General features: G+C 62.6%; 22 protein-coding genes and 1 pseudogene. 7 read left to right on the forward strand and 16 right to left on the reverse strand.

Annotated features, from left to right (window positions below; genetic code table 11):
* The first annotated feature begins 128 nt into the window (after window positions 1-128).
* Window positions 129-1,931 carry a glycoside hydrolase family 15 protein gene (locus F624_RS0112815; RefSeq protein WP_019574709.1) on the forward strand — a complete coding sequence of 601 codons (1,803 nt, stop codon included), beginning with the start codon at window positions 129-131 and terminating at the stop codon, window positions 1,929-1,931.
* Window positions 1,932-2,102: 171 nt separating this feature from the next.
* On the opposite strand, the gene F624_RS0112820 is transcribed toward F624_RS0112815, so the two are convergent.
* Complete coding sequence (locus F624_RS0112820; protein WP_019574710.1) at window positions 2,103-3,986, reverse strand: DEAD/DEAH box helicase; 1,884 nt, start codon at window positions 3,984-3,986, stop codon at window positions 2,103-2,105.
* A gap of 352 nt (window positions 3,987-4,338) precedes the next feature.
* Complete coding sequence (orn, locus tag F624_RS0112825; protein ID WP_019574711.1) at window positions 4,339-4,905, reverse strand: oligoribonuclease; 567 nt, start codon at window positions 4,903-4,905, stop codon at window positions 4,339-4,341.
* A gap of 36 nt (window positions 4,906-4,941) precedes the next feature.
* On the opposite strand from orn, the gene F624_RS0112830 reads away from it, so the two are divergent.
* From F624_RS0112830 to rsgA, 3 genes are read left to right on the forward strand one after another with little or no spacing between them, the layout of a single operon-like run.
* The gene (locus tag F624_RS0112830; protein ID WP_019574712.1) at window positions 4,942-6,219 is read left to right on the forward strand and encodes a M48 family metallopeptidase; all 1,278 of its coding nucleotides are present in this window, start codon (window positions 4,942-4,944) and stop codon (window positions 6,217-6,219) included.
* Window positions 6,220-6,251: 32 nt separating this feature from the next.
* Window positions 6,252-6,611, forward strand: a complete 360-nt coding sequence (locus F624_RS0112835; protein WP_019574713.1) for a 4a-hydroxytetrahydrobiopterin dehydratase — start codon at window positions 6,252-6,254, stop codon at window positions 6,609-6,611.
* Window positions 6,568-7,536, forward strand: coding sequence for a ribosome small subunit-dependent GTPase A (gene rsgA, locus F624_RS0112840; protein WP_211224154.1), 969 nt, complete (start codon window positions 6,568-6,570; stop codon window positions 7,534-7,536). The genes F624_RS0112835 and rsgA overlap by 44 nt, the downstream gene beginning before the upstream one ends.
* 48 nt (window positions 7,537-7,584) lie before the next feature.
* On the opposite strand, the gene hisC is transcribed toward rsgA, so the two are convergent.
* The 7 genes from hisC to rpsP all read right to left on the reverse strand — a co-directional run bounded on the left by hisC (window position 7,585) and on the right by rpsP (window position 12,972).
* On the reverse strand, window positions 7,585-8,664 hold the full coding sequence (hisC, locus tag F624_RS0112845; protein ID WP_031254905.1) for a histidinol-phosphate transaminase: 1,080 nt from the start codon (window positions 8,662-8,664) through the stop codon (window positions 7,585-7,587).
* A gap of 105 nt (window positions 8,665-8,769) precedes the next feature.
* Window positions 8,770-9,765, reverse strand: coding sequence for a CobD/CbiB family protein (locus tag F624_RS0112850; protein ID WP_019574716.1), 996 nt, complete (start codon window positions 9,763-9,765; stop codon window positions 8,770-8,772).
* Window positions 9,766-9,810: 45 nt separating this feature from the next.
* Entirely contained in the window at window positions 9,811-10,515 is a 705-nt protein-coding gene (locus F624_RS0112855) for a CoA pyrophosphatase (RefSeq protein ID WP_019574717.1), read from the reverse strand.
* A 115-nt stretch (window positions 10,516-10,630) separates the two neighbouring features.
* Complete coding sequence (gene rplS, locus F624_RS0112860) at window positions 10,631-11,014, reverse strand: 50S ribosomal protein L19 (RefSeq protein WP_019574718.1); 384 nt, start codon at window positions 11,012-11,014, stop codon at window positions 10,631-10,633.
* Window positions 11,015-11,240: 226 nt separating this feature from the next.
* Complete coding sequence (trmD, locus tag F624_RS0112865; protein WP_019574719.1) at window positions 11,241-12,020, reverse strand: tRNA (guanosine(37)-N1)-methyltransferase TrmD; 780 nt, start codon at window positions 12,018-12,020, stop codon at window positions 11,241-11,243.
* Window positions 12,021-12,039: 19 nt separating this feature from the next.
* On the reverse strand, window positions 12,040-12,612 hold the full coding sequence (gene rimM, locus F624_RS0112870; protein WP_019574720.1) for a ribosome maturation factor RimM: 573 nt from the start codon (window positions 12,610-12,612) through the stop codon (window positions 12,040-12,042).
* A 108-nt stretch (window positions 12,613-12,720) separates the two neighbouring features.
* The gene (rpsP, locus tag F624_RS0112875; protein WP_019574721.1) at window positions 12,721-12,972 is read right to left on the reverse strand and encodes a 30S ribosomal protein S16; all 252 of its coding nucleotides are present in this window, start codon (window positions 12,970-12,972) and stop codon (window positions 12,721-12,723) included.
* A gap of 119 nt (window positions 12,973-13,091) precedes the next feature.
* On the opposite strand from rpsP, the gene F624_RS0112880 reads away from it, so the two are divergent.
* The gene (locus tag F624_RS0112880; RefSeq protein WP_019574722.1) at window positions 13,092-13,613 is read left to right on the forward strand and encodes a GNAT family N-acetyltransferase; all 522 of its coding nucleotides are present in this window, start codon (window positions 13,092-13,094) and stop codon (window positions 13,611-13,613) included.
* A gap of 9 nt (window positions 13,614-13,622) precedes the next feature.
* Window positions 13,623-14,078 carry an NINE protein gene (locus F624_RS0112885; protein ID WP_019574723.1) on the forward strand — a complete coding sequence of 152 codons (456 nt, stop codon included), beginning with the start codon at window positions 13,623-13,625 and terminating at the stop codon, window positions 14,076-14,078.
* Window positions 14,079-14,088: 10 nt separating this feature from the next.
* Here F624_RS0112885 and F624_RS0112890 read toward each other — a convergent pair whose 3' ends face one another.
* The 5 genes and pseudogenes from F624_RS0112890 to F624_RS0112905 all read right to left on the reverse strand — a co-directional run bounded on the left by F624_RS0112890 (window position 14,089) and on the right by F624_RS0112905 (window position 21,513).
* Window positions 14,089-15,303, reverse strand: coding sequence for an FAD-dependent monooxygenase (locus F624_RS0112890; RefSeq protein ID WP_019574724.1), 1,215 nt, complete (start codon window positions 15,301-15,303; stop codon window positions 14,089-14,091).
* The gene (locus F624_RS34080; RefSeq protein WP_273422016.1) at window positions 15,300-17,810 is read right to left on the reverse strand and encodes a sensor domain-containing protein; all 2,511 of its coding nucleotides are present in this window, start codon (window positions 17,808-17,810) and stop codon (window positions 15,300-15,302) included. The genes F624_RS0112890 and F624_RS34080 overlap by 4 nt, the downstream gene beginning before the upstream one ends.
* Before the next feature lie 9 nt (window positions 17,811-17,819).
* Window positions 17,820-18,977, reverse strand: a pseudogene (locus F624_RS36245) (MASE3 domain-containing protein); the annotation flags it as partial.
* A gap of 765 nt (window positions 18,978-19,742) precedes the next feature.
* Window positions 19,743-20,045, reverse strand: coding sequence for an H-NS histone family protein (locus tag F624_RS0112900; RefSeq protein ID WP_019574726.1), 303 nt, complete (start codon window positions 20,043-20,045; stop codon window positions 19,743-19,745).
* A 169-nt stretch (window positions 20,046-20,214) separates the two neighbouring features.
* Window positions 20,215-21,513 carry a hemolysin family protein gene (locus F624_RS0112905; protein ID WP_019574727.1) on the reverse strand — a complete coding sequence of 433 codons (1,299 nt, stop codon included), beginning with the start codon at window positions 21,511-21,513 and terminating at the stop codon, window positions 20,215-20,217.
* 24 nt (window positions 21,514-21,537) lie between these two features.
* On the opposite strand from F624_RS0112905, the gene F624_RS0112910 reads away from it, so the two are divergent.
* A complete protein-coding gene (locus tag F624_RS0112910; RefSeq protein WP_031254908.1) occupies window positions 21,538-22,371 on the forward strand; it encodes a symmetrical bis(5'-nucleosyl)-tetraphosphatase in 834 nt (277 codons plus the stop codon).
* Window positions 22,372-22,425: 54 nt separating this feature from the next.
* On the opposite strand, the gene F624_RS0112915 is transcribed toward F624_RS0112910, so the two are convergent.
* Together F624_RS0112915 and F624_RS36250 are read right to left on the reverse strand one after the other, a co-directional pair.
* A complete protein-coding gene (locus F624_RS0112915; protein WP_031254910.1) occupies window positions 22,426-23,886 on the reverse strand; it encodes a DEAD/DEAH box helicase in 1,461 nt (486 codons plus the stop codon).
* Window positions 23,883-24,005: a hypothetical protein gene (locus tag F624_RS36250; RefSeq protein WP_273421952.1), complete on the reverse strand. Its 123-nt coding sequence runs from the start codon at window positions 24,003-24,005 to the stop codon at window positions 23,883-23,885. Before F624_RS36250 ends, F624_RS0112915 begins: the two co-directional genes overlap by 4 nt.
* Between the last annotated feature and the right edge of the window lie 12 nt (window positions 24,006-24,017).

The raw sequence follows: 24,017 nt of genomic DNA on the forward strand, positions 1-24,017 counted from the left end.
TCGGGCTTCGTTTGCAGATCGAATTGCCAGATCATGTGCCCGATGGACTTTGATGCGTCAGGCCGTCAAAATACATTTGTACAAATATACATGACTGCATTTCACAACCCAATGTCAGGAGGTGTGCCTTGCCCCAACGACAGCCCAATCCCAACCTTGAACTGGCCCTGATCGGGAACTGCGCCGTCAACGCACTCATTGATCGGCAGGCCCGCATCGTCTGGTGCTGCATGCCCCGCCCCGATGCGGATCCGCTGTTCCATGCCTTGCTCGACTCCAGCGATGGCATTGGGCTGGACGGCACCTTGGCCGTCGAGCTGGAAGACCTGTGTCGATCCGAGCAGTCTTACGATGAAAACACCGCCATTGTGCGAACACGGCTTTTCAACACCGCCGGTGCGGGTATCGAGGTGATTGATTTCGCGCCGCGCTACCGCAGTCGCGATCGCATGTTCAGGCCCGCCCAATTGGTGCGCCGGGTCCGGCCGCTCTCGGGTCATCCAAGGGTTCGCTTCGTGCTGCGACCGCGCGCCAACTGGGGCAACACCCGCCCCGAACTGACCCGGGGAAGCAACCATGTCCGATACGTGACGCCAGATTGGACCTGGCGGGTCAACACCAATGTGCCCATCACCTACCTGGTGGACGAGACCTGGTTCTCCTTGTCCGGGCCCGTGAGCCTGTTGCTGGGCCCTGATGAATCCCTCAACGGAGGAATCGAGGAGACTGCGCGCCTGTTTGAAGAGGAGACCCACGCCTATTGGCGTCACTGGACTTCACGCTTGGCTCTACCGCTGGAATGGCAGGACGCCGTCATTCGCGCAGCCATCACGCTCAAACTCTGCCAGTTCGAGGAAACCGGCGCGATCCTTGCCGCCGTGACCACCAGCCTGCCCGAAGCCCCCCACAGCCAACGCAACTGGGACTACCGTTACTGCTGGCTGCGCGATGCCTTTTTTGTGGTGCGTGCACTGAATAGCCTGGCCGAGGTGGGCACCATGGAAGACTATCTGCGCTGGTTGCACGATGTGGTGCGCGCCAGCCCTGGTCACGTTCAGCCCCTGTATGGCGTCGGACTGGAATCGCAACTGCCTGAACGTCTGCAGGCTGGGCCAGCCGGCTACCGTGGCATGGGTCCGGTGCGGGTGGGCAACCAGGCCTACGAACACTTCCAGCACGACGTCTACGGCAACATCGTGCTGGGCGCCGCACAGTCCTTTCACGATCATCGGCTGCAACGCCGGGCAGATGCCGAAGATTTCAGGCTGCTCGAACGCATGGGAGAGCAGGCCTGGCAACTGCACGACGTCCCCGACGCCGGAATGTGGGAACTGCGCACACGGGCACGGGTGCACACCTCGTCATCGCTCATGTGCTGGGCCGCATGCGACCGTTTGGCCAAGATCGCCCGCACGCTGGCACTGCATGAGCGCGAGATATTCTGGGCGGAGCGCGCCACATTGATCCGCGCCAAGATCCTGGAGCGGGCATGGAGCGACAAGCGTCAGGCCTTTGTCGAGAGTTTCGAGGGCGAACATCTTGACGCCAGCGTGCTGCTGATGTGCGAGGTGGGGTTCATCGATGCGTTGGATCCCCGCTTCGTGAGCACCGTCCGGGTGTTGGACAACGAACTGTGCGATGGCCCCTTCATGCGCCGTTACGAGGCCCCTGATGATTTTGGTTTACCGGAAACCGCGTTCAATGTGTGCTCGTTCTGGCGTGTCGATGCCTTGGCCAGGGTGGGACGCCTGGACGAGGCCCGTGCCAGCTTCGAGCGCCTGCTCGGCCATCGCAATCACGTGGGATTGCTCTCAGAGGATCTGGCGCCGAAAACAGGTGAGCTCTGGGGCAACTTTCCACAGACCTACTCGATGGTGGGGATCATCCATGGTGCCATGCGCCTGTCACGGCCCTGGGATCAAGTGGTTTAAAGGAGCCACAGGACCGCAGGCTCTGGTCGCTTGCCCAGCATTGCGACGCCCATGTGAGCAAAGACACCCTGCCGGACGCAAAAAAGCGCCGACACCTTGCGGTGTCAGCGCTTTCTGATGGGCAGATGTCTCAGTCAAACAGCCGAATCGGCCGTGACCTGAGCATCAAGCTCAACGAACGGGACGCTTGCGTGCGTCGTGCGGAACGAAAGGACGGGCCGGGCCGGGGCCGGCGTGACGCGGAGCACCACCAGGCTTGCGGGCAGCGAAATCACCACGGGGCGCAGCGCCACCGCCGAAATCACCGAAACCCGACTTGCGGCCATAACCCTGACCATCGCGCTGCGGCTCACGGCGGCCACCGCCGAAGCTGTCAGCCCCTTGGAAACCTTCGCCACGGGCCGGGCGCTGGCCGCCACGATCACCTTGACCGCCAAAGCCACCACCGAAACCACCGCGGTCACCGCCGCCGAAGCCGCCACGGTCACCACCACCAAAGCCACCGCGATCGCCACCGGCAAAACCGCCACGACCACCGCCGCCGAACTTGCGGTCACGCGGACCGTAGTCACGGCCTTCGCTGCCACGGCCACGGCCACCGAAGTCGCCACGCGGACGTGCATCGAAGCGCTGTTGCGGCTCCATGCCGGGAATGACTTCGGCCTTGAAGGTCTGCTTGCTGTAACCCTCGATGTCGAAGATCTTGCGACGATCGCGGAACTCGGCAAAGGTCACAGCCAGGCCATCGCGGCCGGCACGGCCAGTACGGCCAATGCGGTGGGTGTAGTCTTCGGCCTTCATCGGCAGACCGAAGTTGAACACGTGGGTGATGGTGGGCACGTCAATGCCACGGGCTGCCACGTCGGTGGCCACCAGAATCTGCACCTGGCCGCTGCGCAGGGCCATCAGGCGACGGTTGCGCAGACCCTGGCTCAGGGCACCGTGCAATGCGACGGCCGAGAAACCTTCTTGCTGCAGATCGGTGGCCAGGCCATCACATTCCACCTGGGTGCTGGCAAACACGATGGCTTGGTCGATGGTGGTGTCACGCAGCCAGTGGTCCAGCATCTTGCGCTTGTGCTGGGCGTTGTCAGCCCAGAACAGCACCTGCTTGATGTTGGCGTGCTTCTCCTGCGGGGAGTCGATCTGGATGCGTTGCGGCTCGCGCATCACGCGGGCAGCCAGTTGCTGAATGCGCGGCGCGAAGGTGGCGCTGAACATCATGGTCTGCTGACGTTGGATGGTGAGCTGGTTGATTTCAGCCAGATCGTCCGAGAAGCCCAGATCCAGCATGCGGTCGGCTTCGTCCACCACCAGGAACTGAACCTGGTCCAGCTTGATCTGCTGCGAGCGCTGCAGGTCGAGCAGGCGGCCCGGGGTGGCCACCACCAGATTGGCGTTTTGCAGCTTGGCAATCTGCACTTGGTAGGGCATGCCGCCCACCACGTTGGCCACGCGCAGGCCACGGCAATGCTTGACCAGGTCGATGGCGTCATGGGCCACCTGCTGAGCCAGCTCGCGGGTCGGGCACAGGATCAGGGCGCCAGGAACGGCGGCCTTGAAGTTGCGGGCGTTGGTGGGGTCTTTGCGCTTGGGGCGCTTGGGGGCGGGCTCGCCACGGGCAGCGGCTTCGGCCACGGCACGATCGAACTCGGCGCGGGCATCGGCCTCGGCCTGGGCTTGTTGCTGGATCAGCGTGTGCAGCACGGGCAGCAGGAAGGCGGCGGTCTTGCCGCTGCCGGTCTGGCTGGAGACCATCAAATCGATGTAGCGGGCGGCTTCGCCGGCTTGCACATCGGCGGGCAGGGCCAGCGGGATGGCCTTCAACTGCACGGAGGTGGGTTCGGTGTAGCCCAGGTCGGCCACGGCCTGAACCAGTTCGGGCGCCAGGCCCAGCTTCACGAAGCCATTGGGGAGAGCGGGTTCTGCGGGCTGGCTGGCAGCATCAGATTCGGTACCCAGCACCTGGGCAGCCACTTGGGCGACCACGGCGGCGGTGGAAACAAAGGATTCGGCAGGCGCGATGTCGCCCTGCACTGCAAGAGTGTCGGTCATGGTTTTCTCACACGAAATGCGCCGCCGGCGTAGCCAGCGGACGCTTCGTCAATGGTTAAACAACATCAACCATCAAACGAAGCCTGAGCCATCTGGTGTCTGGGAGACGATGGCGCGGGTGGGCGTTTCAGCGAATCTGGAAGACCGACATTCATCGATCCGGACGAGACCTGCTTTTCTGGAAAGCTCTGGGTCATCATCCACAGCCGCAAGCCCGGGAGTGAAGGGAGATGCACAAGAAGCACCCGTTTCCGAGTGCAGCCTGCGATTGTGACAGGTTCAGGGTTTTCCCGCAAGAGAAAGCCCAAAAATGACCTTTATGCGCTGTCGATGACAGCAGAGCACCGGGCACTTACAGCTTGAGAAAGTGCTCGCGGTAATGCGCCAACTCGTCGATCGACTCATGCACATCGGCCAAGGCGGTGTGCTTCTGTGCCTTTTTGAAGCTGGCATAGACCTCCGGCTTCCAACGCCTGGAAAGCTCCTTGAGGGTGCTGACATCCAGGTTGCGGTAATGGAAGAAAGCCTCCAACTTGGGCATGTACTTGACCAGGAAGCGCCGGTCCTGACCGATCGAATTGCCACACATGGGGGCTTTGCCCTTGGGCACGTATTGGCGGATGAACTCGATCAAGCCAGCCTCGGCTTCGGCTTCGGTGGTGGTGGACGCCTTCACCTTGTCAATCAAGCCGCTGCGCCCATGGGTGCCCTTGTTCCAGGCGTCCATCTTGTCGAGCTGCGCATCGCTTTGGTGAATCACGAAGACAGGGCCTTCAACGCGGGGCTCCAGATTCGGTCCGGTCACGACCACAGCGATCTCGATCAGGCGGTCCACCTCGGGGTCGAGTCCGGTCATTTCGCAATCCAGCCACACCAGGTTGAGGTCGGATTTGCTCAGGGGAGAAATGGTTTCTGACATGGGTCGATTGTCGCTGATGGCCTAAACTCCGCCACCATGCCTGAAGCCTCCTCGACCCTGAACCCCGCGCTGCTACTCACCAGCGTTTTTGCGCTCGCCCTGGTGGGCAGTGTATTGCTGCGCCTGTGGCTGTCGTCACGGCAGATCCGCCATGTGGCCCTGAACCGCGCCTCGGTGCCCACGCCGTTCGCCCAGAGCATTCCTCTGGCAGCCCATCAAAAGGCCGCCGATTACACCATCGCCAAGAGCCAGTTTGGCATGCTGGAGTTGGCCTGGAGCACGGCCACCCTCATGGCATGGACGCTGCTGGGTGGCCTGGATGCCCTGAACCAGGCCCTGCTCGGCTGGCTGGGTGCTGGCATGGTGCAGCAACTGGCCTTGCTGGGCGGCTTCGTGCTCATCGGCGGCCTGCTGGACCTGCCGTTCTCGCTCTACCAGACCTTTGTGATCGAAGAGCGCTTCGGCTTCAACAAGATCACCTGGCGTCTGTGGCTGGGCGACCTTCTGAAGTCCAGCCTGCTCGGCGTGCTGATCGGCCTGCCCCTGGCCAGCCTGATCCTCTGGCTGATGGGCAGCACAGGGCGTTTCTGGTGGCTTTGGGCCTGGAGCACCTGGATGGCCTTCAGCCTGCTGATGATGATCGTCTTCCCCACCTTCATTGCGCCGCTGTTCAACAAGTTCCAGCCGCTGGAAGACGAAACGCTCAAGGCACGGGTGACGGCGCTGATGCAGCGCTGCGGCTTCTCGGCCAAAGGCCTGTTCGTGATGGATGGCAGCCGGCGCAGCGCCCATGGCAATGCCTATTTCACCGGCTTTGGCACCGCCAAGCGGGTGGTGTTTTTCGACACCCTGCTCAGCAAACTCTCGCCTGCAGAAGTCGATGCCGTGCTGGCCCATGAACTGGGGCACTTCAAACACAAGCACATCCTGAAGCGCCTGATCGGCGTGTTTGCCTTCAGCCTGGCCGGCTTTGCCTTGCTGGGCTGGGTGAGTGGCCAGGTGTGGTTCTTTGCCGGGCTGGGCGTACAGCCCTCACTGACGGGCGCCAATGATGCCCTGGCCTTGTTGCTGTTCATGCTGGTGGTGCCGGTCTTCAGCTTTTTTGTCTCGCCCTTGATGGCTCGCATGTCGCGACGCCACGAGTTCGAGGCCGACGCCTACGCCGTCGCGCAGACCGACGGGCAGGCCCTGGCCAGCGCGCTGCTCAAGCTTTACGAGGACAATGCCTCCACGCTGACACCTGATCCGGTGTTTGCCAATTTTTACTACTCCCACCCTCCGGCCTCTGAACGGCTGGTCCGCCTGGGCACTTGAAACGGTTTGGCTCCTGGCCCACACGCCCCTCCATGAACGCCCCGCAATCCCCCTCCAAGCCAGAGCGCCCCTTGCGCGCTCTGAGCCCGACCGAAATCGTGACCCGCCTGGCCCGCCACCCAGGCTGGCGGCTCAACGGCGATGGCGCCGACATCTGCATCGAAAAGAGCTATGCCTTCACCAGCTATGGCGACACCATGGCCTTCGTCAATGCCGTGGCCTTCATCGCCCGCCGGCGCGATCACCATCCTGAATTGCTGGTGCGCCCCCACAGCTGCGTGGTTCGCTTCAACACCCACGATGTGAAAGGCCTGTCCGAGCGTGACTTCGATGCGGCCACCCTGGTCGATGCCCTCCTTGACAGCGACCCTGCAGGTAACTTCCGTGAGTGAGCGCCGCACCTTGCAAGAGGGCTTGGTGGTGGCCAGCCACGGGCGTCACTGTGTCGTCGAAAGCCCCGACGGCGTGAGGCGCATCTGCCACCCCCGTGGCAAGAAGAGTCAGGCCGTGGTGGGTGACCGTGTGAGCTGGTTGTCGGCCACACCGGGTCAAGGCGAGGAAGGCACCATCGAGAAGGTGCTGCCGCGCAAGAATCTTTTCTACCGGCAAGACGAGATCCGCACCAAGTCGTTTGCCGCCAACCTTGATCAGGTGCTGATCCTGGTGGCCGCCGAGCCCGAGTTTTCGGCGCACCAGCTCTCGCGCGCCCTGATCGCGGCCGAAGCCGAGCACATCACTCCGATCATCGGCCTCAACAAAAGCGACCTGGTCGAGCCCTTCGCCCGCGCCTGGGCCCGGCTGGCGCCCTACCGGCACATGCATTACGGCGTCATGCCCTTGTCGCTCAAGAAGTCGGGCGAGGTCGACCGCGAACACCTGCTGCGTCTGCTGAGCCACAAGAACACCCTGGTGCTGGGCCCCTCTGGCTCGGGCAAAAGCACCTTGATCAATCTGCTGGTGCCAGGCGCCCTGGTCGAAACGCAGGAGATTTCACAGGCCTTGAACTCGGGCAAGCACACGACCACCAGCACCTCCTGGTACTGGGTGGACGCAGAGCGCCAGACGGGGCTGATCGATTCGCCGGGCTTTCAGGAGTTCGGGCTGCATCACATCGACCCCGCCCAATTGGCGGCCTACATGCCCGACCTCAAGCCCCATGTGGCGAACTGCAAGTTCTACAACTGCACCCATCTGCACGAGCCGGGCTGCGGGGTCATGGCCGCGGTGAGCACCGAGGACCGACCAGACGCCATCAGCGAGCAACGCTACCGCATCTATGCGGACCTGTTCGCTGAGCTGAGCCAGAGCCGGTATTGAGGCCACTACTGAGGCAATTACTGAGGCCATAACGGCCTCGCCAGCCGATCAGGCTGGCAACAAAGGACGCAGTGCCTCGACCAGTGCTTGACACTGGTCCGGGGTGCCCACCGTGATGCGCAGGTACTGCTCGATGCGCGGCAGCCGGAAGTGACGTACCAGCACGGCGCGTTCGCGCAGCCCGGCAGCCAACAAACCCGCATCACAAGCCGGGTGGCGCACAAACAGGAAGTTGGCCTGCGAGGGCAGCACCTCAAAGCCCAGGTCTTCAAGCTGCAAGGCCAGGCCTTCGCGGCTGTGCATCACGGCCTGGCGGGTCTGATCGAAGTAGGCCTGGTCCTCATAGGCCGCCTGCGCTCCGGCCTGGGCCAATTTGTCGAGGGGGTAGGAATTGAAGCTGTTCTTGACCCGTTCCAGGGCGTCGATGAGGTGACGCTGCCCCATCGCCACCCCGACCCGCAGGCCTGCGAGCGAACGCGACTTGGACAACGTGTGCACCACCAGCAAATTGGGATGCTGCTCGATCAAGGACACAGCGCTTTGAGCGCCGAAATCAACATAGGCCTCATCCACCAACACAACCCTGTCGGGATGCAGAAGCAGCAGGCGCTGGATCTCGGCCAAGGGCAAGCCGATGCCGGTGGGCGCATTGGGATTGGCCACCACCACCCCCGCCACCACGGTGGCCGGCGGTGCGACCAGGTCGGAAACCTCAAGATGCAGGTCGTCGCGCAAGGGGACCTTCAGCGCCGGAATGCCATACAGATCGCAATAGACGCTGTAGAAACTGTAGGTGATGTCCGGCATCAGCAGGGGGGCTCCGCCCTGCTGGAAAAAAGCTTGGAATGCGTGTGCCAGCACCTCATCCGACCCATTGCCCACAAACACCTCACCCCACTGCAAGCCATGGTGGGCCGCAATGGTGCGACGCAATTCAATGGACTCCGGATCGGGGTAACGCTCCAGGCCTGAGCGGGTGGCGGCGTTGATGGCAGCCAGCACCTGAGGCGATGGGGGGTAAGGGTTCTCGTTGGTGTTGAGCTTGACCAGACCGGCCATGCGTGGCTGTTCGCCAGGCACATAGGGCTTGAGCGTGCCCACCAGAGGGCTCCAGAAACTCGGATTCATGACAGAGATCTCGCTTGGATGAGTGCCCCAGGTCGCAGGGCTGAATCAGATAGGGAGGTGTGCAAGCCCAAAGCGATCAGGCATGCGGTGCTCAAAAAGGCACCCTCAACCCAGCAGGCGCGCCAGCGTCAACAAGGCCAACAACACCATCCACACCACGACCGAGCGCCACACCAGGCCCACGATCTGGGCCAGATGGGCGACTTCGGGCTCACGGCCGGGCGTGCTGTCACTGTCCGCAGACTCGGCATCGGCCTCACCTGCCGAAAACTCAGGCAGTTGCGAAGGCAAAGCCGTGACCTTCAAGGCTTCGCCCCCCAGCCGCACGTTGATGGCACCTGCCGTCGCAGCCAGCACCACACCGTCGTTATCGTTGGGAAAGCGTTGCGCGTGGTAGCGCCATCCGTCGATGGCTTCCTCGAAGTTGCCGACCACGGCAAACACCAACGCCGTCAGGCGGGCGGGCAGCCAATCGATCACCGTCCAGGTCTGGGCCGCGGCGCGCTGAAGCGCTTCGCTGACAGCTTCCTGACCCACCCGGTTGCGATAGCGCCAATAACGCGAGACAAACTCGGCCAGCCGGTAGATCACGGCCCCGGCAGGCCCCAGGCCCACGGCAGCCAATACAGAGTACCAGGCCAGCACACCAAACACATGGCGGTGCGCCGCCAGCACCGAATACTCGATCACGTGACGAACGATCTCACTGCGCGGCAGCTCGCTCGCGTCCACCTGTTGCCACTGGGCCAGCAACTCGCGTGCACGTGCCTCGTCACCCTCTTCCAGGGCATCGCGGATATCGGTGAAGTGGTGACTGAACTGCCTGAACCCCAGGGTGACGTACAACACGGCCACGTTCCAGAGCATGGCCGCCGGCCAGCCCACGAACACCCACAGCAACCAGTGGATCGCCAGAGCCACCAGCGCCGGAAACAGCACCGCCAGGCCCCAGGTGATCCAGCCATGCTGGGGTTTGCCGGCATCAAAATTGCGGCTGGCGGTGCGTGCCCAGGCGCGCAATCCCGCATGAATCGGGTTGCTGCGCCCCAGGGGCCGGGCCTGCTCGATCAACAAAGCCAAAAGAATGGCGAAAAAACTCATGCTGCGATGATACCGGGGGCTGTTACTGCTTCTGCGTCGCGGCCCTCAAGCCGCCAGAAATCGGTAGAAATTGCGCAACATGCCTGCCGTGGCACCCCAGATGAAACGCTCCTGCTCGCCATCCATCCAGGGCATTGAAAACCATTCACGCCGCACGCCTTCGGCCTCATAGGCATGCCGCCGGTGGTTCGCTGGGTTCATCAAAAACGCCAACGGAACCTCAAAGGCCGAGGCCACCTCATCGGGGTTGAGTTGCAGGTTGAATCCTGGGCTGACCAAACCCACCACCGGGGTGACGATGTAAGCCGTGCCCGTGGTGTAGATGGGCAAGCTGCCCAGGACATGCACATGCTCAGGGGCCAGCCCCACCTCCTCCTGGGCTTCGCGCAGGGCTGTGGCCGCAGGCGAGGTGTCGGTGTCGTCCATACGCCCCCCCGGAAAGGCGACCTGCCCAGAGTGCGTCGACAGATGCTCGGTGCGCTGGGTGAGCAAGACGGTCGGCTCATCGCGCAGCACGATGGGCACCAGCACCGAGGCCTGAGCGGGCTGCCGATTGGCAAAGCGCCGCTCCATCGTCACTTCGGGCTGCCAGCTTGGCGGCAGCGCAAACCGCTTTGCCAAGGCCTCAGGACGCAGCCGATCAGCGCCCACGGCAGGCAAATCGGCATCGGTGCGCAGCACAGGCACCGCACGCGGGTCAAAGTTCGGCAGGCGGGACAGGAGCGTGAGGGCAGAGGTGTCAGTGCTCAAGGGAGTGCCCCTGGGAGGAAAACTAGGATGAGACCAACAAGGCGATGGTCAGCAGAAACAAAAAAGCCGCTGACAGCATGGGCTGCAGCGGCTTTCCCGGACGAAGCTATCAAGCTCAGGCGGCAGCAGCCACCTTGTTGACACGCGCCGGCAGCTTTTCCTTGATGCGAGCCGACTTGCCGCTGCGCGAACGCAGGTAGTACAGCTTGGCACGACGGACATCGCCACGACGCTTGACTTCGATGCTGGCGATCAGCGGGCTGTAGGTTTGGAACGTACGCTCCACGCCTTCGCCGCTCGAGATCTTGCGCACGATGAAGCCACTGTTGAGGCCGCGGTTGCGCTTGGCGATCACGACGCCTTCGAAAGCCTGAACGCGCTTGCGGGTGCCTTCAACCACGTTCACGCTGACGATCACGGTGTCGCCAGGGGCGAACTCGGGAATGGTCTTGTTCAGGCGAGCAATTTCTTCTTGCTCAAGAGTTTGGATCAGATTCATGAGGACCTCATACGATCTTGCCCGCGCCATGATTGGCAGTGTCGGAATGACTTGCACCTTGCTGCACAGGCCTGAAGCGAGACACCGTGCCTGCGCACAACGCCCACCCCATGCCTCGTGGACAATTTCCGAAGAGAACTTCGAAGAATTTTCAAGGTGGCTCGCTCTAAAAAATCACAGAGCAAGCGGCCGGCCAGAGGATCGAAAAGCCTTTGATTATAACCAATCAGGAATTTCTGACCAGAGCAGCCTCATCCTTGGCATTCAGCAGGCCAGCCTCACGCGCGGCGACGATCAGCTCCGGGCGGTGTTGTGCTGTGATGCGCAAGCGCTCATCCCGCCGCCAACGCTCGATGTGCGCATGGTGGCCCGACAGCAGCACGTCCGGCACGGGCACCGGTGCAGCGCCCTCAGCGGGCTGCCAGACTTCCGGTCGGGTGTAATGCGGGCAGTCGAGCAAACCATCCAGCGCAGGGTTGAAGCTGTCGAACTGGTGACTGCCCTCGTCATTGAGCACACCGGGCTGCAAGCGCGTGACAGCATCGATCAGGGCCATCGCGGCAATTTCGCCCCCCGACAGCACGAAGTCACCCAGACTGATCTGAGCATCCACATGGGCATCGATGAAGCGCTGGTCGATGCCCTCGTAGCGGCCGCACAGCAGAATCGCACCCGGGCTTTGCGCCCACCGCTCCACCGCAGGGTGGTTGAGAGCCTGCCCAATGGGCGAGAACAGCACCACTGGGGCTCGCTCGGGCTCGGCCAGGCTGGCTCGGTCGGCACGGATGGCCTGCAGGCAGCGCTCCAGAGGCTCGATCATCATGACCATGCCGGGCCCACCACCGAAAGGCCGATCGTCCACACGCCGATAGTTGCCCTGCGCGAAATCGCGCGGATTCCAGAGACGAACGCTCACCTGGCCCGAAGCGTAGGCCCGGCGTGTCACGCCGGCGGCCAGAAACGGCTCGAACAACTCGGGGAACAGGGTGATGACGTCAAATCGCATGGGTCGCTGCCGGCTCGGCTCAGTAATCCGGCTGCCAATCGACGGTGATGCAGCGGCCCGCCAGATCCACCTTGTCCACATAGGCCGATACGAAGGGCACCATGCGCTCCAGGGTCTTGCCGTCCTGTTCGTAGGCAATCACCAGCACGGTCTGGGGCCCAGTGTGCATCAGATCGCGCACCACGCCGAGGGCCAGGCCTTCGCGGTTCACCACGTTCAAGCCCAACAGATCCACCCAGTAGTACTCATCGGTGGCCGCGGTCGGGAAGCTGGAGCGGGGCACGAAGATGCGCGCGCCCTTCAAGGCTTCGGCGGCATTGCGATCGGGCACATCGTGTGCTGTGGCCACCACGGAGTCTGAGTGTTCCTTGGCTTCCTTGATGGCCAGGCGCACCGTGCCGGTGAAGGTCTTGGCCCCTTTCTCAGCAGGCTGCAAGTACCAGCGCTTGGATGAAAACAAGGCTTCTGGCGTTGCGCTGTAAGGCAACACGCGGAACCAGCCTTTGATGCCCCAGGCATCGGCAATGCGGCCCACCTCGATGGCATCGGCCGGAAGTTCAGCCGCCTCGAGCGGGGGAAAGTTCTGTGACATGAAAATGCAGGCCCCAAAAAAATTCAGGCCGGCGGTGCGAACACTGCCGGCCTGTCTGTGCGCTCAATCAGCAAAGCGAAGAGCGTGCGGATTGAACGCGTGGCGCGATCAGGCAGCCTTCTTGGCGAGTTGCTTGATCAGGCGTTCCACGGTGTCGGAAGCCTGGGCGCCAACGCCCTTCCAGTAGGTCAGACGGTCTTGCGCGATGCGCAGGCCTTCTTCCGATTCCTTGGCGCTGGGGTTGTAAAAACCCAGACGTTCAATGAAGCGGCCATCGCGACGTTCGCGCTTGTCTGCGACGACGATGTTGTAAAACGGACGGGCCTTGGAGCCGCCGCGGGAGAGTCGAATGACGACCATGATTTATCCTTGGGTGGTGGAATTTCTTCCGAAATTTCTTCCAGCGTTGAGACACGCGACATAGCCACCCGGCCAGCGACACGCTGAAAAGCTCACGATTATAACCGTTTCACATTTTCATGCCCATCATCCGACCCAGCACCGAGGCCGACGTGCCTGCCATCACCGCTATTTATGCCCACCACGTGCTGCATGGCACAGGCACTTTCGAGGTCGATCCACCCAGTGAGGCCGACATGGCCACCCGGCGTGCTGACGTGCTGGCCAAGGGCCTGCCCTACCTCGTGATGGAGCACGAGGGTCGGGTGGTCGGCTTCTCGTATTGCAACTGGTTCAAGCCCAGGCCAGCGTACCGCTTCTCTGCCGAAGACTCGATCTACATGGCCGCCGAGGCCAAGGGCCAGGGTTGGGGCCGAGCCCTGCTCGCCGAACTGGGCGCACGGGCCGAGGCCGTGGGCGTGCGCAAGCTGATTGCTGTGATCGGCGACTCGGCCAACGCGGGCTCGATTGGCGTGCACCGCAGCGTCGGCTTCACCCCGGCCGGGGTGCTCAAGGCCTGCGGCTGGAAGTTCAACCGTTGGCTTGACATCGTTCTGATGGAAAAAAGCCTGGGCCAGGGCGACAGCAGCTCGCCCGAGTAAAGTCGGCGCATGAAAAACAAAACCCTGGCCGCGTGGCTGGCCTTTCTGGGCGGGCCACTCGGCCTGCATCGCTTCTACCTCAAGGGCTGGGGCGACTGGCTGGGCTGGGCTCTGTGGGTTCCGACCCTGTTGGGCCTGTGGGGCCTGGAGCGCGTGCAGGCACTGGGCCTGGACGACACCCTGAGCTGGGTGCTGCTGCCCGTGCTGGGCTTCAACATCGCGGCCTGCGCCCTGTGTGCCATCGTCTACGGGCTGATGACGCCCGAGAAGTGGAACCGTCGCTACAACCCGGGCCTGGCCGAAGACGCGGCCCCAGGGCGTACCCACTGGGGCACGATTGCAGTGCTGGCGGCAGCACTGCTGATCGGCACTGGCGTGCTGATGACCAGCCTGGTCTACAGCTTTCAGCGCTACTTCGAGTACCAGATCGACGAGGCGCGCAAGATCTCCCAACCCGCCGACTGACGTCCACGCCTCAATCGCGCGAGGGCAAGGGATTGAGCGGATCACCCCCGTACAGCCAGGGCACATCCAGCAGCCGGTCCCCAAGAATCTGCATGCCCAGGTCGCGCCCCCAGCGCAGCAAGCCGCTGGAATGGAAGATGCGCCCATTGCGCTCGGCCCGGGCCTGTACACGGGCACAGCGCTGCCACCGGTTCAAGGCGTAGCGCTGCAGTCGGGTGGGCAAATCGATCTCCGTCATGGCCAAGGATTGCGCCAGGGCATGGGCATCTTCGATGGCCATGCCCGCCCCCTGGGCCAGGTAAGGGCGCATGGGGTGCGCCGCATCGCCCAGCAGGGCCACGCGTCCACGCGCCATCTGCTCGGCCCCCGCCACAGGCGGCCTGTCGCACAGCGCCCACAGGCGCCATTCAGGAACCGCCCTGATCAGATCCTGCAAGCCGGCGCAGGTGCCGGCCATGGCAGCCTGCAACTGCTGCGCATTGGTGCTGTGGTCCCAATGGCTGAGATCGCCCTCCACCTCGCCGTGCACGATGGCCACCACGTTCTGCCAGTCACCCCCCCGCACCGGGTAGGCCACCACGTGCAGTCGCGGCCCCAGCCAGGCCGTCACCGACTGAGTGCGCAAGCCGGCAGGCAAGGACGATTGAGGCAGCATGGCGCGGAAGGCCAGATGACCTGTGACTCGCGGCGGGGTGTCACCCCATACCTCACGCCGCACCTGACTCCACAAGCCATCGGCCCCCACCAGCACATCGCCTTCGATGCGCTTGCGGCCTTCCAGCTCCAGCGCCACCCCCTCCCCGGCTGCCGCTGCATGAACACCCTGCACCGCAGAGGCCTGGTTCAGCACGACCTGACCGTGCGCACGGACAGCCTCCAGCAACAGGTGGTGCAGATCGGCGCGGTGGATGGTGGCATAGGGTGCCCCATACCGCCCTTCGGCACGGCCGCGCAAGGGCAGTGCTCCCAGCACAGCCCCGGACAAGGCTGAACGCACCTGCAGCCGATCCGGAAAAGCAGCCACAGGCTTCAACGCGGTCTCCAGACCCCAGTGGTGCAACACGCGGACCACGTTCGGACTGATCTGGATCCCCGCCCCCACCTCACTGAAGACCGGGGCGCGTTCAAACAGGCGCACCACCCAGCCGGCTTGCGCACAGGCCAGGGCCGCGGCCAAGCCACCAATACCGCCACCGGCCACCAAAACTTCGATCTGCTGACTCATCCGAGGATTGTGCCGCGCTCAGAGGGCTCGTTTTCGGCCAAGCCTTGCGCTCGCTCAAGCACATCGACCGGTGACGGGCGCCCGAAGAGATAGCCCTGAAAGGCCCGACACCCACTTTGGTAGAGAAATTCCAGCTGCCCCAGCGTTTCCACCCCTTCGGCCACCACGGCAAGATCCAGGCTGTTTGCCAAGGCCAAAATGGTGCGGACGATGGCGGCATCGTTGGGATCGACCAGCACATCACGCACAAATGACTGGTCGATCTTCAATTGGTCCAGCGGCAGGCGCTTGAGGTAGCTCAGGCTCGAATACCCGGTACCAAAGTCGTCCAGCGAGAAGCGCACCCCTTCCATGCGCAACTCGGTCATCTTGGCAATCATGTCCTCGACGTCTGTGAGAAGCAGACTCTCGGTCAATTCCAGCTGCAGGCAGCGCGCCCGCGCCCCCGAGCGCGACAGGCTTTGCCGCACCCAGGCCACGAAATCGGGGTGCCTGAACTGCCGGGCGCTGACGTTGACGGAGATGGTCAGATCACGTGTGGCCTCTTGCTCAGACCAGCGCACGAGTTGGGAGCAGGCCTGGTCCAGCACCCACTGCCCCAAGGGCAGGATCAGCCCGGTCTGCTCGGCCAGCGGGATGAACTCTGCTGGCGAGACCATGCCACGCTGCGGATGCGCCCAGCGCACCAGGGCTTCTGCCCCGGTGATGCGCCGCGCGTCATCGACCACAGGCTGGTAATAAAGCAGCAACTCATGGCGCAGCAGTCCCTGGCGCAGATCCCCCTCCAGGACGGACCGCGCCGTGACCGCGGCCTGCATCTGCGGGTCAAAAAAGCGCAGCGTGTTGCGTCCGTTCGCCTTGGCCTGGTACATGGCCAGATCAGCGCGCTTGAGCAACTCGTCAATCGGGGTGTCATCGCCCTGGAACAGGGTGATGCCGATACTGGGTGTGCTGTAGTACTCCAGGCCATTGAGGTCAAAAGGTTTGTTCATGCTGGCCAGCAGTTTCTCGGCCACGCGTTCGGTCTGCTCGGCCGCTGCGGCCCTGTCCTGGGCCAGGTCTTCCAGCATCAGCACAAACTCATCGCCTCCGAAGCGAGCCACCGTATCGCACTGCCGCACGCACTTGACCAGCCGACGCCCAACGTGCACCAGCAGTTGATCGCCCTTGGCGTGGCCCAAGGTGTCGTTGAGGTCTTTGAAGTTGTCCAAATCCAGGAACAACAAGGCTCCGTGGTTCCCCATACGCTCGCTGGACAGGCAGGCCTGGTGCAGGCGATCGATCAGCAGGCGACGGTTAGGCAGTTCGGTGAGCGCATCGTAGAAAGCCAGGCGCTCAATCTCGCGCTCCGCCCGCTTGCGATCCGTGATGTCGCGCGCCACGCCAAGAATGCCCGTGATTTGACCTTCGTTGTCCCGAATGGGCGTCTTGATGGTTTCGAACAAGCCATGGTGGCCATCCGAGAACACCATGTCCTCTTCGTAGATCATCGCTTGCTTCAATTTCAGCAATTCCAGGTCACGGGCACGGTAATGCAGGGCGGCCTCCATCGAGAACAACTGCTCGTCAGTGCAACCAATGATGGCGTTCTCGCCACGCCCTGCAAACCGCTCGAAGACCGGGTTGCAATACTGGTAACGACCTTCGACGTCTTTCAGGAACACCATGTCAGGCAGCGCATTGACCAGGGCCCGCAATCGGGTCTGATTCTGCTGCAGGGCCAACTCCATGGTCTTGCGTTCGGTGGTGTCGATGGCGAAGGCAATGAAGCCGATGATCGCGCCATCCGCCCCCCGCTCCGGGGCCAATGTGGTGTGGCGGTAGCGCACCTGCCCCGAGGGCAGTTCCACACGGTTCTCGAACACCACCAACTCCCCGGCCAGAGTGCGCTGCACATAGGGCAGCATGCGCTGCAGCCGATCTGGTGAGACGATGGCCGACAAAGGCTGCCCGCGCATCGCTTCGACCGAATGGCCAAACCAGGAAGCATGAGCCTCGTTGACGAACTGGAATCTGAGGTCGCGGTCCAGCCGCGACACCCCACCGGGCATCTGCATGAGAATGCTGGCCAATTGCGCATCTTTCTCATGAGCCCGCCGCTCCGCCTCTTTGCGAGGGGTGACATCGATGTTGAACCCAACCAGCCCGCGCACCGACTCGCCCTGCCAGAGGGGCGCCACGATGCACAGAAATGAGCGCATGCGCCCCTGCACCAAGGTGTCCATCTCGTACTCGATCACTTCACCTTGCCAGGCCAGGGCGTTGTAGCGCGCCCACCGCTCCTGCTCGTCCTCCTGATCGGTGCACTGCGCCGGCGTCAGCCCCAGTTGCGTTCCGAAATGCGCCACACGCGCTGGGTTCTCGAGCACCAAGCGCTCCTGCTCGTCGCGCACCCAGGCTTCGAAAGGCATGTTGTCGACCATGGTGCGCAAAACGGCTTCATTGCTGCGCTGCAATTGCTCATCCAACTTTTCACGGGTGATGTCCAGCACCAGCCCATCCCACATGACGCGTCCATCCTCCAGATGCCTGGGCGCGGAGCAGACCCGCAGCCACCGCATGGCGCCATTTCTGACAGGCATGCGCACCACCACATCCAGCACGGACATCAAGCGTGCAGATTCGGCCTCGGCTGCGCGAAGCGACGCCAGATCCTCGGGCAGCAGGCGCCCATAGAGCAGCATCGGGTCGCGCAGCACATCGGCCATGTTCATGCCGCCCACACGCTGCACCGCGTCACTCACATACACAAAGCGGTTGTTCCCATTCTGGTCACGTTCGGCCTGAAAAAGCAGTCCATTGGGAATATTCCTGGCCAGAGCGGCCAACTGGGCCTCGCGATCACGCAACGAGGCCTCGGTCCGCCTCACCAGCTCAAAGGGCTGGAGGATGTTGATGGCAAACACGGCCCGGAAGATGAGCCCGTCAGCCAGCACCTTGAAGACATGCCCCAGCACGTTGAGCGAATCTTCGGGCGCGTGGTAGCTGGCAAATACGACCTCGCCCAGGGCCATCACAAAGCAGGCCCCCGCCAGCCAATACCCACGAGATCGGCCGGTGCGCTGCGCTGAGCCCCAGAAAGTCACGGCGATCGCAAGATTGGCCAGGCACAGCAGGTATTCGACGAACACCTTGAACGTCGTCAGACCATATTCCGGCACGTAGACCGCAGGCAAACCCAGAGGGGGCCAGGTGAACAAGCCAAACAAACCCAGCGAAACCCCAACAGCGGCCCCGAACCAGCGTCCGGCCGGGCCCGGCAAACGAAGGTTGATCGCCAGCATGGTCAAGGCCAGGGTCTCGAAAATTCGGGCCGCCAACCAGAAGTAAATCGCCTTGGAGGTACTCGATGCCGAGAACAAAGATGGCATCCCGGCATAGGAGAGCGCATGCAAAAGATCACAGACCGCCGTGACCGTGAAACCAAAGATCAGGGCATTGGACTGCCGACGCTGCACCCGATCCAGTGAATACCACGACACCGCGACCACGAGGGAGGCCACCACCACGGCCGACAACTCCAGCATAAGGTGCAAGCCCAGCCACAAACCCTCGCCCCGATCAAACAGCCGCACCGGCGGGGACAACAACAACACTGACAGAAGCACGCCCGCGACCATCCCCAGGCGGGTCGTGATCGTGCGCGCCTGAAGACTGGCGTCTTGGTCCTTCATGCTGAAAGCCTATCGATTTCGTTGCACCCTTTATCCGGCAAAAACGACCGATCGACAATAAGAATGTGGAGCATTGCAGCCTAAATACCTCAATACCGACAGCCGACTGCCTGGGAACAGTCTTCGTCAGTCCACTGCAAGGTCGGATAGCCTGATACGGCCCACGACACATCGCTTGGCATGGGCCTCCGCGGCCGTGACCAGCAAGTTTGCACGGCCTCTTTGTGCGAGTGGCATGTCACCCGCCTGAAAACAGGCTGAGAGCTGCCCTTGAGAAAACCAAGGCCGCCTGGCACGCTGCTCGTCCCCAAACGCAGTGGTGCCCTCTCATGTGGCAAATACCGGCTTGTCAACCCACCCACCAGCGTCTGCAGCTCATTTCACCCACGCCGCTGCATGGCGTTCTGCAGAATCCGCACCGAGGCACGCACTGAACGTCAAAGCATGCCCCACGGCTGTGCGCATTTCAAGAGGATAGCCAGCATCCCAATGCTTAAATGCGATTGCACCTTGAGGAAATGAAAATAAGCAACACCTGATTTTCACAATATCAATTCACAACATCAAGCTCATAGATCCACAGGTCGGGCCTGAGGGCATCATCGCAAATACATTTAGACACAAGTTCACAGCACAAACTGAGCGACTGACCACCCTTCTTGACCGGGGAGACAACAAAAAGCCCGAACAGAAAGAGTTCTGGTCGGGCTTTTTGTTGTCATGCGCCAGTCAGCGCAGAACGGGATTCAATCAATCAGACGGAGATCACGCAGCAATCAAAAATTGCGCACGGTCTTGGTCCTGAATCCACTTTGGCGCCTTGCCACGGCCAGTCCAAGTTTCGCCTGTGGCGGGATTGCGGTATTTGGCGGCAACCTTGCCACCCTTGGCTGCAGAACTGCTACGGGCACGCGGTGCCTGGAAAATATCTTCGGCCGTCAGACCAAAATCAGCGACCAAGGTACGCACTTGCGCCACCGCATCGGCGGTTTCACGCTTGCGGGCTTCTTGAATTTGCTGCTCCAGGGCTTCGCGTTGCTTCAGTAGATCCTTGTACGTGGTGCTCATGATTTGATCAACCCATTCGTGTTAAAACGCCATTATAGAAATAAATTCAAGCCGCACAAAGACCAAGGCTGAACCCTTCTGCAATTTCAGGATTATCTTCACCAACCAGACACGTTGACCTGATTATTGAAGTTCCGGCAACACCGCGAAATGCGAAATGAGAAGTCCCTCAGAGACTGGTACCCAGGGGCCATGCCAGAACTTTGTCAATTCGTCGGCCATCAAGATCCACCACTTCAAAAATCCAGCCGGCGCACTCAATGCGCTCGCCCGTCGCAGGCAAATGCCCTGATTCAAACATCAACAGGCCCGCCAGGGTGTTGTAGCGGCCGCGCTCTTCCTCGGGCAACTCGCGAATATCCAGGCGCGCCCGCAATTCATCCACCGGCATCAGCCCATCCAGCAGCCACGACCCCCCCTCGCGCTGCACAGCCCAGGCATCGGCCTGCGCCAGGGGCTGCAATTCACCGGTGATGGCCTCCAGCACATCGTGCGGCGTCATCAAGCCCTGCACCACACCATATTCATCCACCACCAGCACCATGCGGGCGGCGCGAGCCCGGAATTGCTCCAGCAACTCCATGCCACTGAGGGTTTCTGGCAGAAATGCAGCCGGCAAGGCATGGGCCTCAATGGGCCCGGCATGGTCGGGCCCCAACTCCAGCAGCGAAGCGACACTGATCAGCCCCACCACATCATCGAGCGAGCCTCGGCAGACCGGGTACCAGGAATGACTGTTGAGCGCGCCGGCAGCGCGAATCCGTTGCAGGCACTGCGCCGCAGAATCTTGAGCCTCAAGCCAATCAATCTCAGCCCGGGGCAGCATCATCGACGTCAGCGGCCGGTCGTCCAGGCGAAACACGTTCTGCACCATCTGGTGCTCATGCTCTTCGATCACCCCGGCGTCCAGCCCTTCCTCGAGGCTGGCCACGATTTCCTCTTCGGTCACCGAACGCCCCCCCGAATCATCGACCCGCAGCAGACGCAAGACAGCATGGGTGCTGAGAGAGAGCAAACGCACAAAAGGCTTGGCCCCGACCGCCACCCAGGACATGGGACGCGAGATCCAGCGAGCCACCGTCTCAGGGTACAGCTGCCCGATGCGCTTGGGCACCAACTCACCGAACACAATGGTGATGAAGGTGATGGCCGTCACCACCACCGCCGTCGCCGTGACGCCAGCCACGCCTTCGGGCATGTTCCAGCTCACCAGCCAATGGGCCAGACGATCGCTGAATGCGGCCTCACCCAAAATGCCGTTGAGCATGCCGATCGAGGTGATACCGACCTGGACCGAGGACAGGAATTGGGTGGGGTTGTCGAGCAAGGCCAGTGCCGTGGCCGCGCCCTTGTCGCCCGCTTCGGCCATGGCGGTCAAACGGGCTTTGCGACTCGATGCCAGCGACATCTCGGACATGGCAAACACTGCATTGAGCAGGGTCAGCAGGGCAATCAGCAGGAAATCCATGCAGGGGAGTAGAGAATCAACACCATGGCAATGTACTTGATTGGTGATGTCCAGGGCTGCAACGATGCCCTGGGCCGGCTGCTGGACACACTGGGTTTCTCACCCAGCCGTGACACGATTTACCTGCTGGGCGACCTGGTCAACCGGGGCCCCGACTCCGCCGGGGTGCTGCGGCGCCTGATGAAACTGGAGGATGCGGCCCGCTGCCTGCTGGGCAACCACGACTTGCACCTGCTGGCCGCGGCCGAAGGTCTGCGCCCCCCCGGACGCAAGGACACCCTGCAGGGCATCCTGCAGGCCGAAGACCGGGACACCTTGATCGACTGGGTGAGGCGCCAGCCCCTGGCCCGCCATGAGAACGGCGTGTTGATGTTCCACGCTGGCGTGCTGCCCAGTTGGACATCCAGCCAGGTCATGGCTTTGGCCCAAGAGGTGCAGGATGTGCTGAGCGGCCCCGACTGGCTCGATTTCCTGCGCAATATGTACGGCAACCTGCCCTTGGGATGGCGCAATGGCCTGCGTGGGCACGACCGCCTGCGCGTCATCGTCAACGCCCTCACGCGGCTGCGTTTTTGCACGCCTCAGGGAGAAATGGAATTCGCCAGCACGGAGAGTGCCGATGGCGGGCCACCAGGCTATCTGCCTTGGTTCGATGTACCGGGGCGGGCCACCGCCGACACGCTGGTGGCGTTTGGCCACTGGTCGACGCTGGGTTGGCAGAATCGCCCCAACCTGCTTTCGCTGGACACAGGTTGTGTCTGGGGCGGCTGCCTGAGCGCGGTACGCCTGGGTCAAAACCTTGCCGAGCGAGAATTGATCCAGGTGAAATGCCCGCCCGCCCAGAAGCCTGGGCGCTGACGGTACCTCGCCGGGCTTCGGCCTTGCCAAAGGCAGGTCACCCGGGGAGGACGGTCAGGAAACGACCGGATCCGCTGCCTTGAACAGCGCAGCGACCTTGCGCTTGGGCTTGATGTTCGAGGAAATCGCACGGGCCGGCGCCTTGGCCGCAGCCTCCCAAGCGGGGGCGGCATCCACGGCCGGGGCCTGGTAGGGCTGATCAAAGAAGGGATCCCGGGGCGCCGAATGGGTGCGGTAGGAGCGGCGCTCACGGCCATAGCCCTCCGCCGTCGCCTCGGTGCGCTCGCGTTCACGTTCGCGCGGTGCCGGACGGCCTTCGCCCTGCTGGTACATGCGGCGGCCTTCGTTGATGCGCTCGCGAGGACGGTCTTCGTCGTATTCCAGGGCTTCGACTTCGATCTTCTTCTTGATCAGCTTCTCGATGTCGGCCACCAGGCGGGCATCGTTGTTGCCACCCACAAAGCTCACTGCCAGGCCCGATGCGCCCGCGCGGCCCGTCCGGCCGATGCGGTGCACATAGTCTTCGGCGTTGAAAGGGATGTCCATGTTGAACACCGCCGGCACATCCTTGATGTCCAGCCCGCGGGCCGCCACGTCGGTGCACACCAGCAGGTCGACTTCGCCCTTCTTGAAGGCGTCAAGCGCCTTCAGGCGCTCGTCCTGGCTCTTGTCGCCGTGCAATGCGGCCGTCTTGAGGCCATCGCGGTCCAGCGAGCGCGCCAGCCGGGCACAGCCCAGCTTGCTGTTCACAAACACAAAGGCCTGCTTGATGCCTTGCCGACGCAGCACCTGGTGCAGGGCACGGCGCTTGTCGTCATCGTTCACACCGTAGAAGTGCTGCTCCACGGTGGACGCCGTGGCGTTCGAGCGGGCCACTTCGATGGTGATCGGGTCTTGCAGGTAGCTGCCGGCCAGACGCTTGATCTCAGGCGAGAACGTGGCCGAGAACAGCAAGGTGGTGCGCTGCTTGGGCAGGTAGCTCAGAATGCGCTGCAGATCGGGCAGGAAGCCGATGTCGAGCATGCGGTCTGCCTCGTCGAGCACCACGTACTCAACCTGGTTCAGCACCGCATTCTTGGCCTCGATGTGATCGAGCAGACGCCCCGGCGTGGCCACCAGCACCTCGACGCCGCGCTTGAGTTCTGCCGTCTGGGGCTTCATGTCCATGCCACCAAACACCACGGCGCTGCGCAACTGGGTGTACTTGGCATAGAGCTTGACCTGTTGCGCCACCTGGTCCGCGAGTTCGCGTGTGGGCAGCAGCACCAGGGCTCGCACGGGGTGGCGGGCTGGCGACGTCGAGCTGTTTTCGTGCTTGAGCAGTCGCTGCAGCAAGGGCAGCGAAAACGCAGCCGTCTTGCCGGTGCCGGTCTGTGCGGCCCCCATCACGTCTTTGCCCGTGAGCACCACCGGAATGGCCTGGGCCTGGATGGGGGTCATGGACTCGTAGCCCATCTCGGCCACGGCGCGAGCCAGGGGCTCAGCGAGCGATAAATGTGAGAATGATGTCGTCATGAAGCCTTGTATTGTCGCACCGGCGGGGAAAACCCGGTAATGCGGCGTATTTTGGCGGCCACAAAAAGCGGATTCACCACCTTGAACGCCACGAAATTGATAGCTGCGTGTTCAAGCATGGCAAGGCCTGC

Origin of the sequence: Curvibacter lanceolatus ATCC 14669 (genome assembly GCF_000381265.1) — a bacterium.
Taxonomy (GTDB): Bacteria; Pseudomonadota; Gammaproteobacteria; order Burkholderiales; family Burkholderiaceae_C; genus Curvibacter; species Curvibacter lanceolatus.

Coding starts and splice junctions, on each gene's coding strand:
- F624_RS0112830 (WP_019574712.1), top strand. CDS start 4,942: ATGCCTGAAGCCTCCTCGACCCTGAACCCCGCGCTGCTACTCACCAGC.
- F624_RS0112885 (WP_019574723.1), top strand. CDS start 13,623: ATGAAAAACAAAACCCTGGCCGCGTGGCTGGCCTTTCTGGGCGGGCCA.
- hisC (WP_031254905.1), bottom strand. CDS start 8,664: ATGAATCCGAGTTTCTGGAGCCCTCTGGTGGGCACGCTCAAGCCCTAT.
- rpsP (WP_019574721.1), bottom strand. CDS start 12,972: ATGGTCGTCATTCGACTCTCCCGCGGCGGCTCCAAGGCCCGTCCGTTT.
- F624_RS0112820 (WP_019574710.1), bottom strand. CDS start 3,986: ATGACCGACACTCTTGCAGTGCAGGGCGACATCGCGCCTGCCGAATCC.
- F624_RS0112910 (WP_031254908.1), top strand. CDS start 21,538: ATGGCAATGTACTTGATTGGTGATGTCCAGGGCTGCAACGATGCCCTG.
- F624_RS0112880 (WP_019574722.1), top strand. CDS start 13,092: ATGCCCATCATCCGACCCAGCACCGAGGCCGACGTGCCTGCCATCACC.
- F624_RS0112915 (WP_031254910.1), bottom strand. CDS start 23,886: ATGACGACATCATTCTCACATTTATCGCTCGCTGAGCCCCTGGCTCGC.
- trmD (WP_019574719.1), bottom strand. CDS start 12,020: ATGCGATTTGACGTCATCACCCTGTTCCCCGAGTTGTTCGAGCCGTTT.
- F624_RS0112890 (WP_019574724.1), bottom strand. CDS start 15,303: ATGAGTCAGCAGATCGAAGTTTTGGTGGCCGGTGGCGGTATTGGTGGC.
- F624_RS0112835 (WP_019574713.1), top strand. CDS start 6,252: ATGAACGCCCCGCAATCCCCCTCCAAGCCAGAGCGCCCCTTGCGCGCT.
- rsgA (WP_211224154.1), top strand. CDS start 6,568: ATGCCCTCCTTGACAGCGACCCTGCAGGTAACTTCCGTGAGTGAGCGC.
- F624_RS0112905 (WP_019574727.1), bottom strand. CDS start 21,513: ATGGATTTCCTGCTGATTGCCCTGCTGACCCTGCTCAATGCAGTGTTT.
- F624_RS36250 (WP_273421952.1), bottom strand. CDS start 24,005: ATGCTTGAACACGCAGCTATCAATTTCGTGGCGTTCAAGGTGGTGAAT.
- F624_RS0112900 (WP_019574726.1), bottom strand. CDS start 20,045: ATGAGCACCACGTACAAGGATCTACTGAAGCAACGCGAAGCCCTGGAG.
- F624_RS34080 (WP_273422016.1), bottom strand. CDS start 17,810: ATGTGGGATGGGCTGGTGCTGGACATCACCCGTGAAAAGTTGGATGAG.
- rplS (WP_019574718.1), bottom strand. CDS start 11,014: ATGAATCTGATCCAAACTCTTGAGCAAGAAGAAATTGCTCGCCTGAAC.
- rimM (WP_019574720.1), bottom strand. CDS start 12,612: ATGTCACAGAACTTTCCCCCGCTCGAGGCGGCTGAACTTCCGGCCGAT.
- orn (WP_019574711.1), bottom strand. CDS start 4,905: ATGTCAGAAACCATTTCTCCCCTGAGCAAATCCGACCTCAACCTGGTG.
- F624_RS0112850 (WP_019574716.1), bottom strand. CDS start 9,765: ATGAGTTTTTTCGCCATTCTTTTGGCTTTGTTGATCGAGCAGGCCCGG.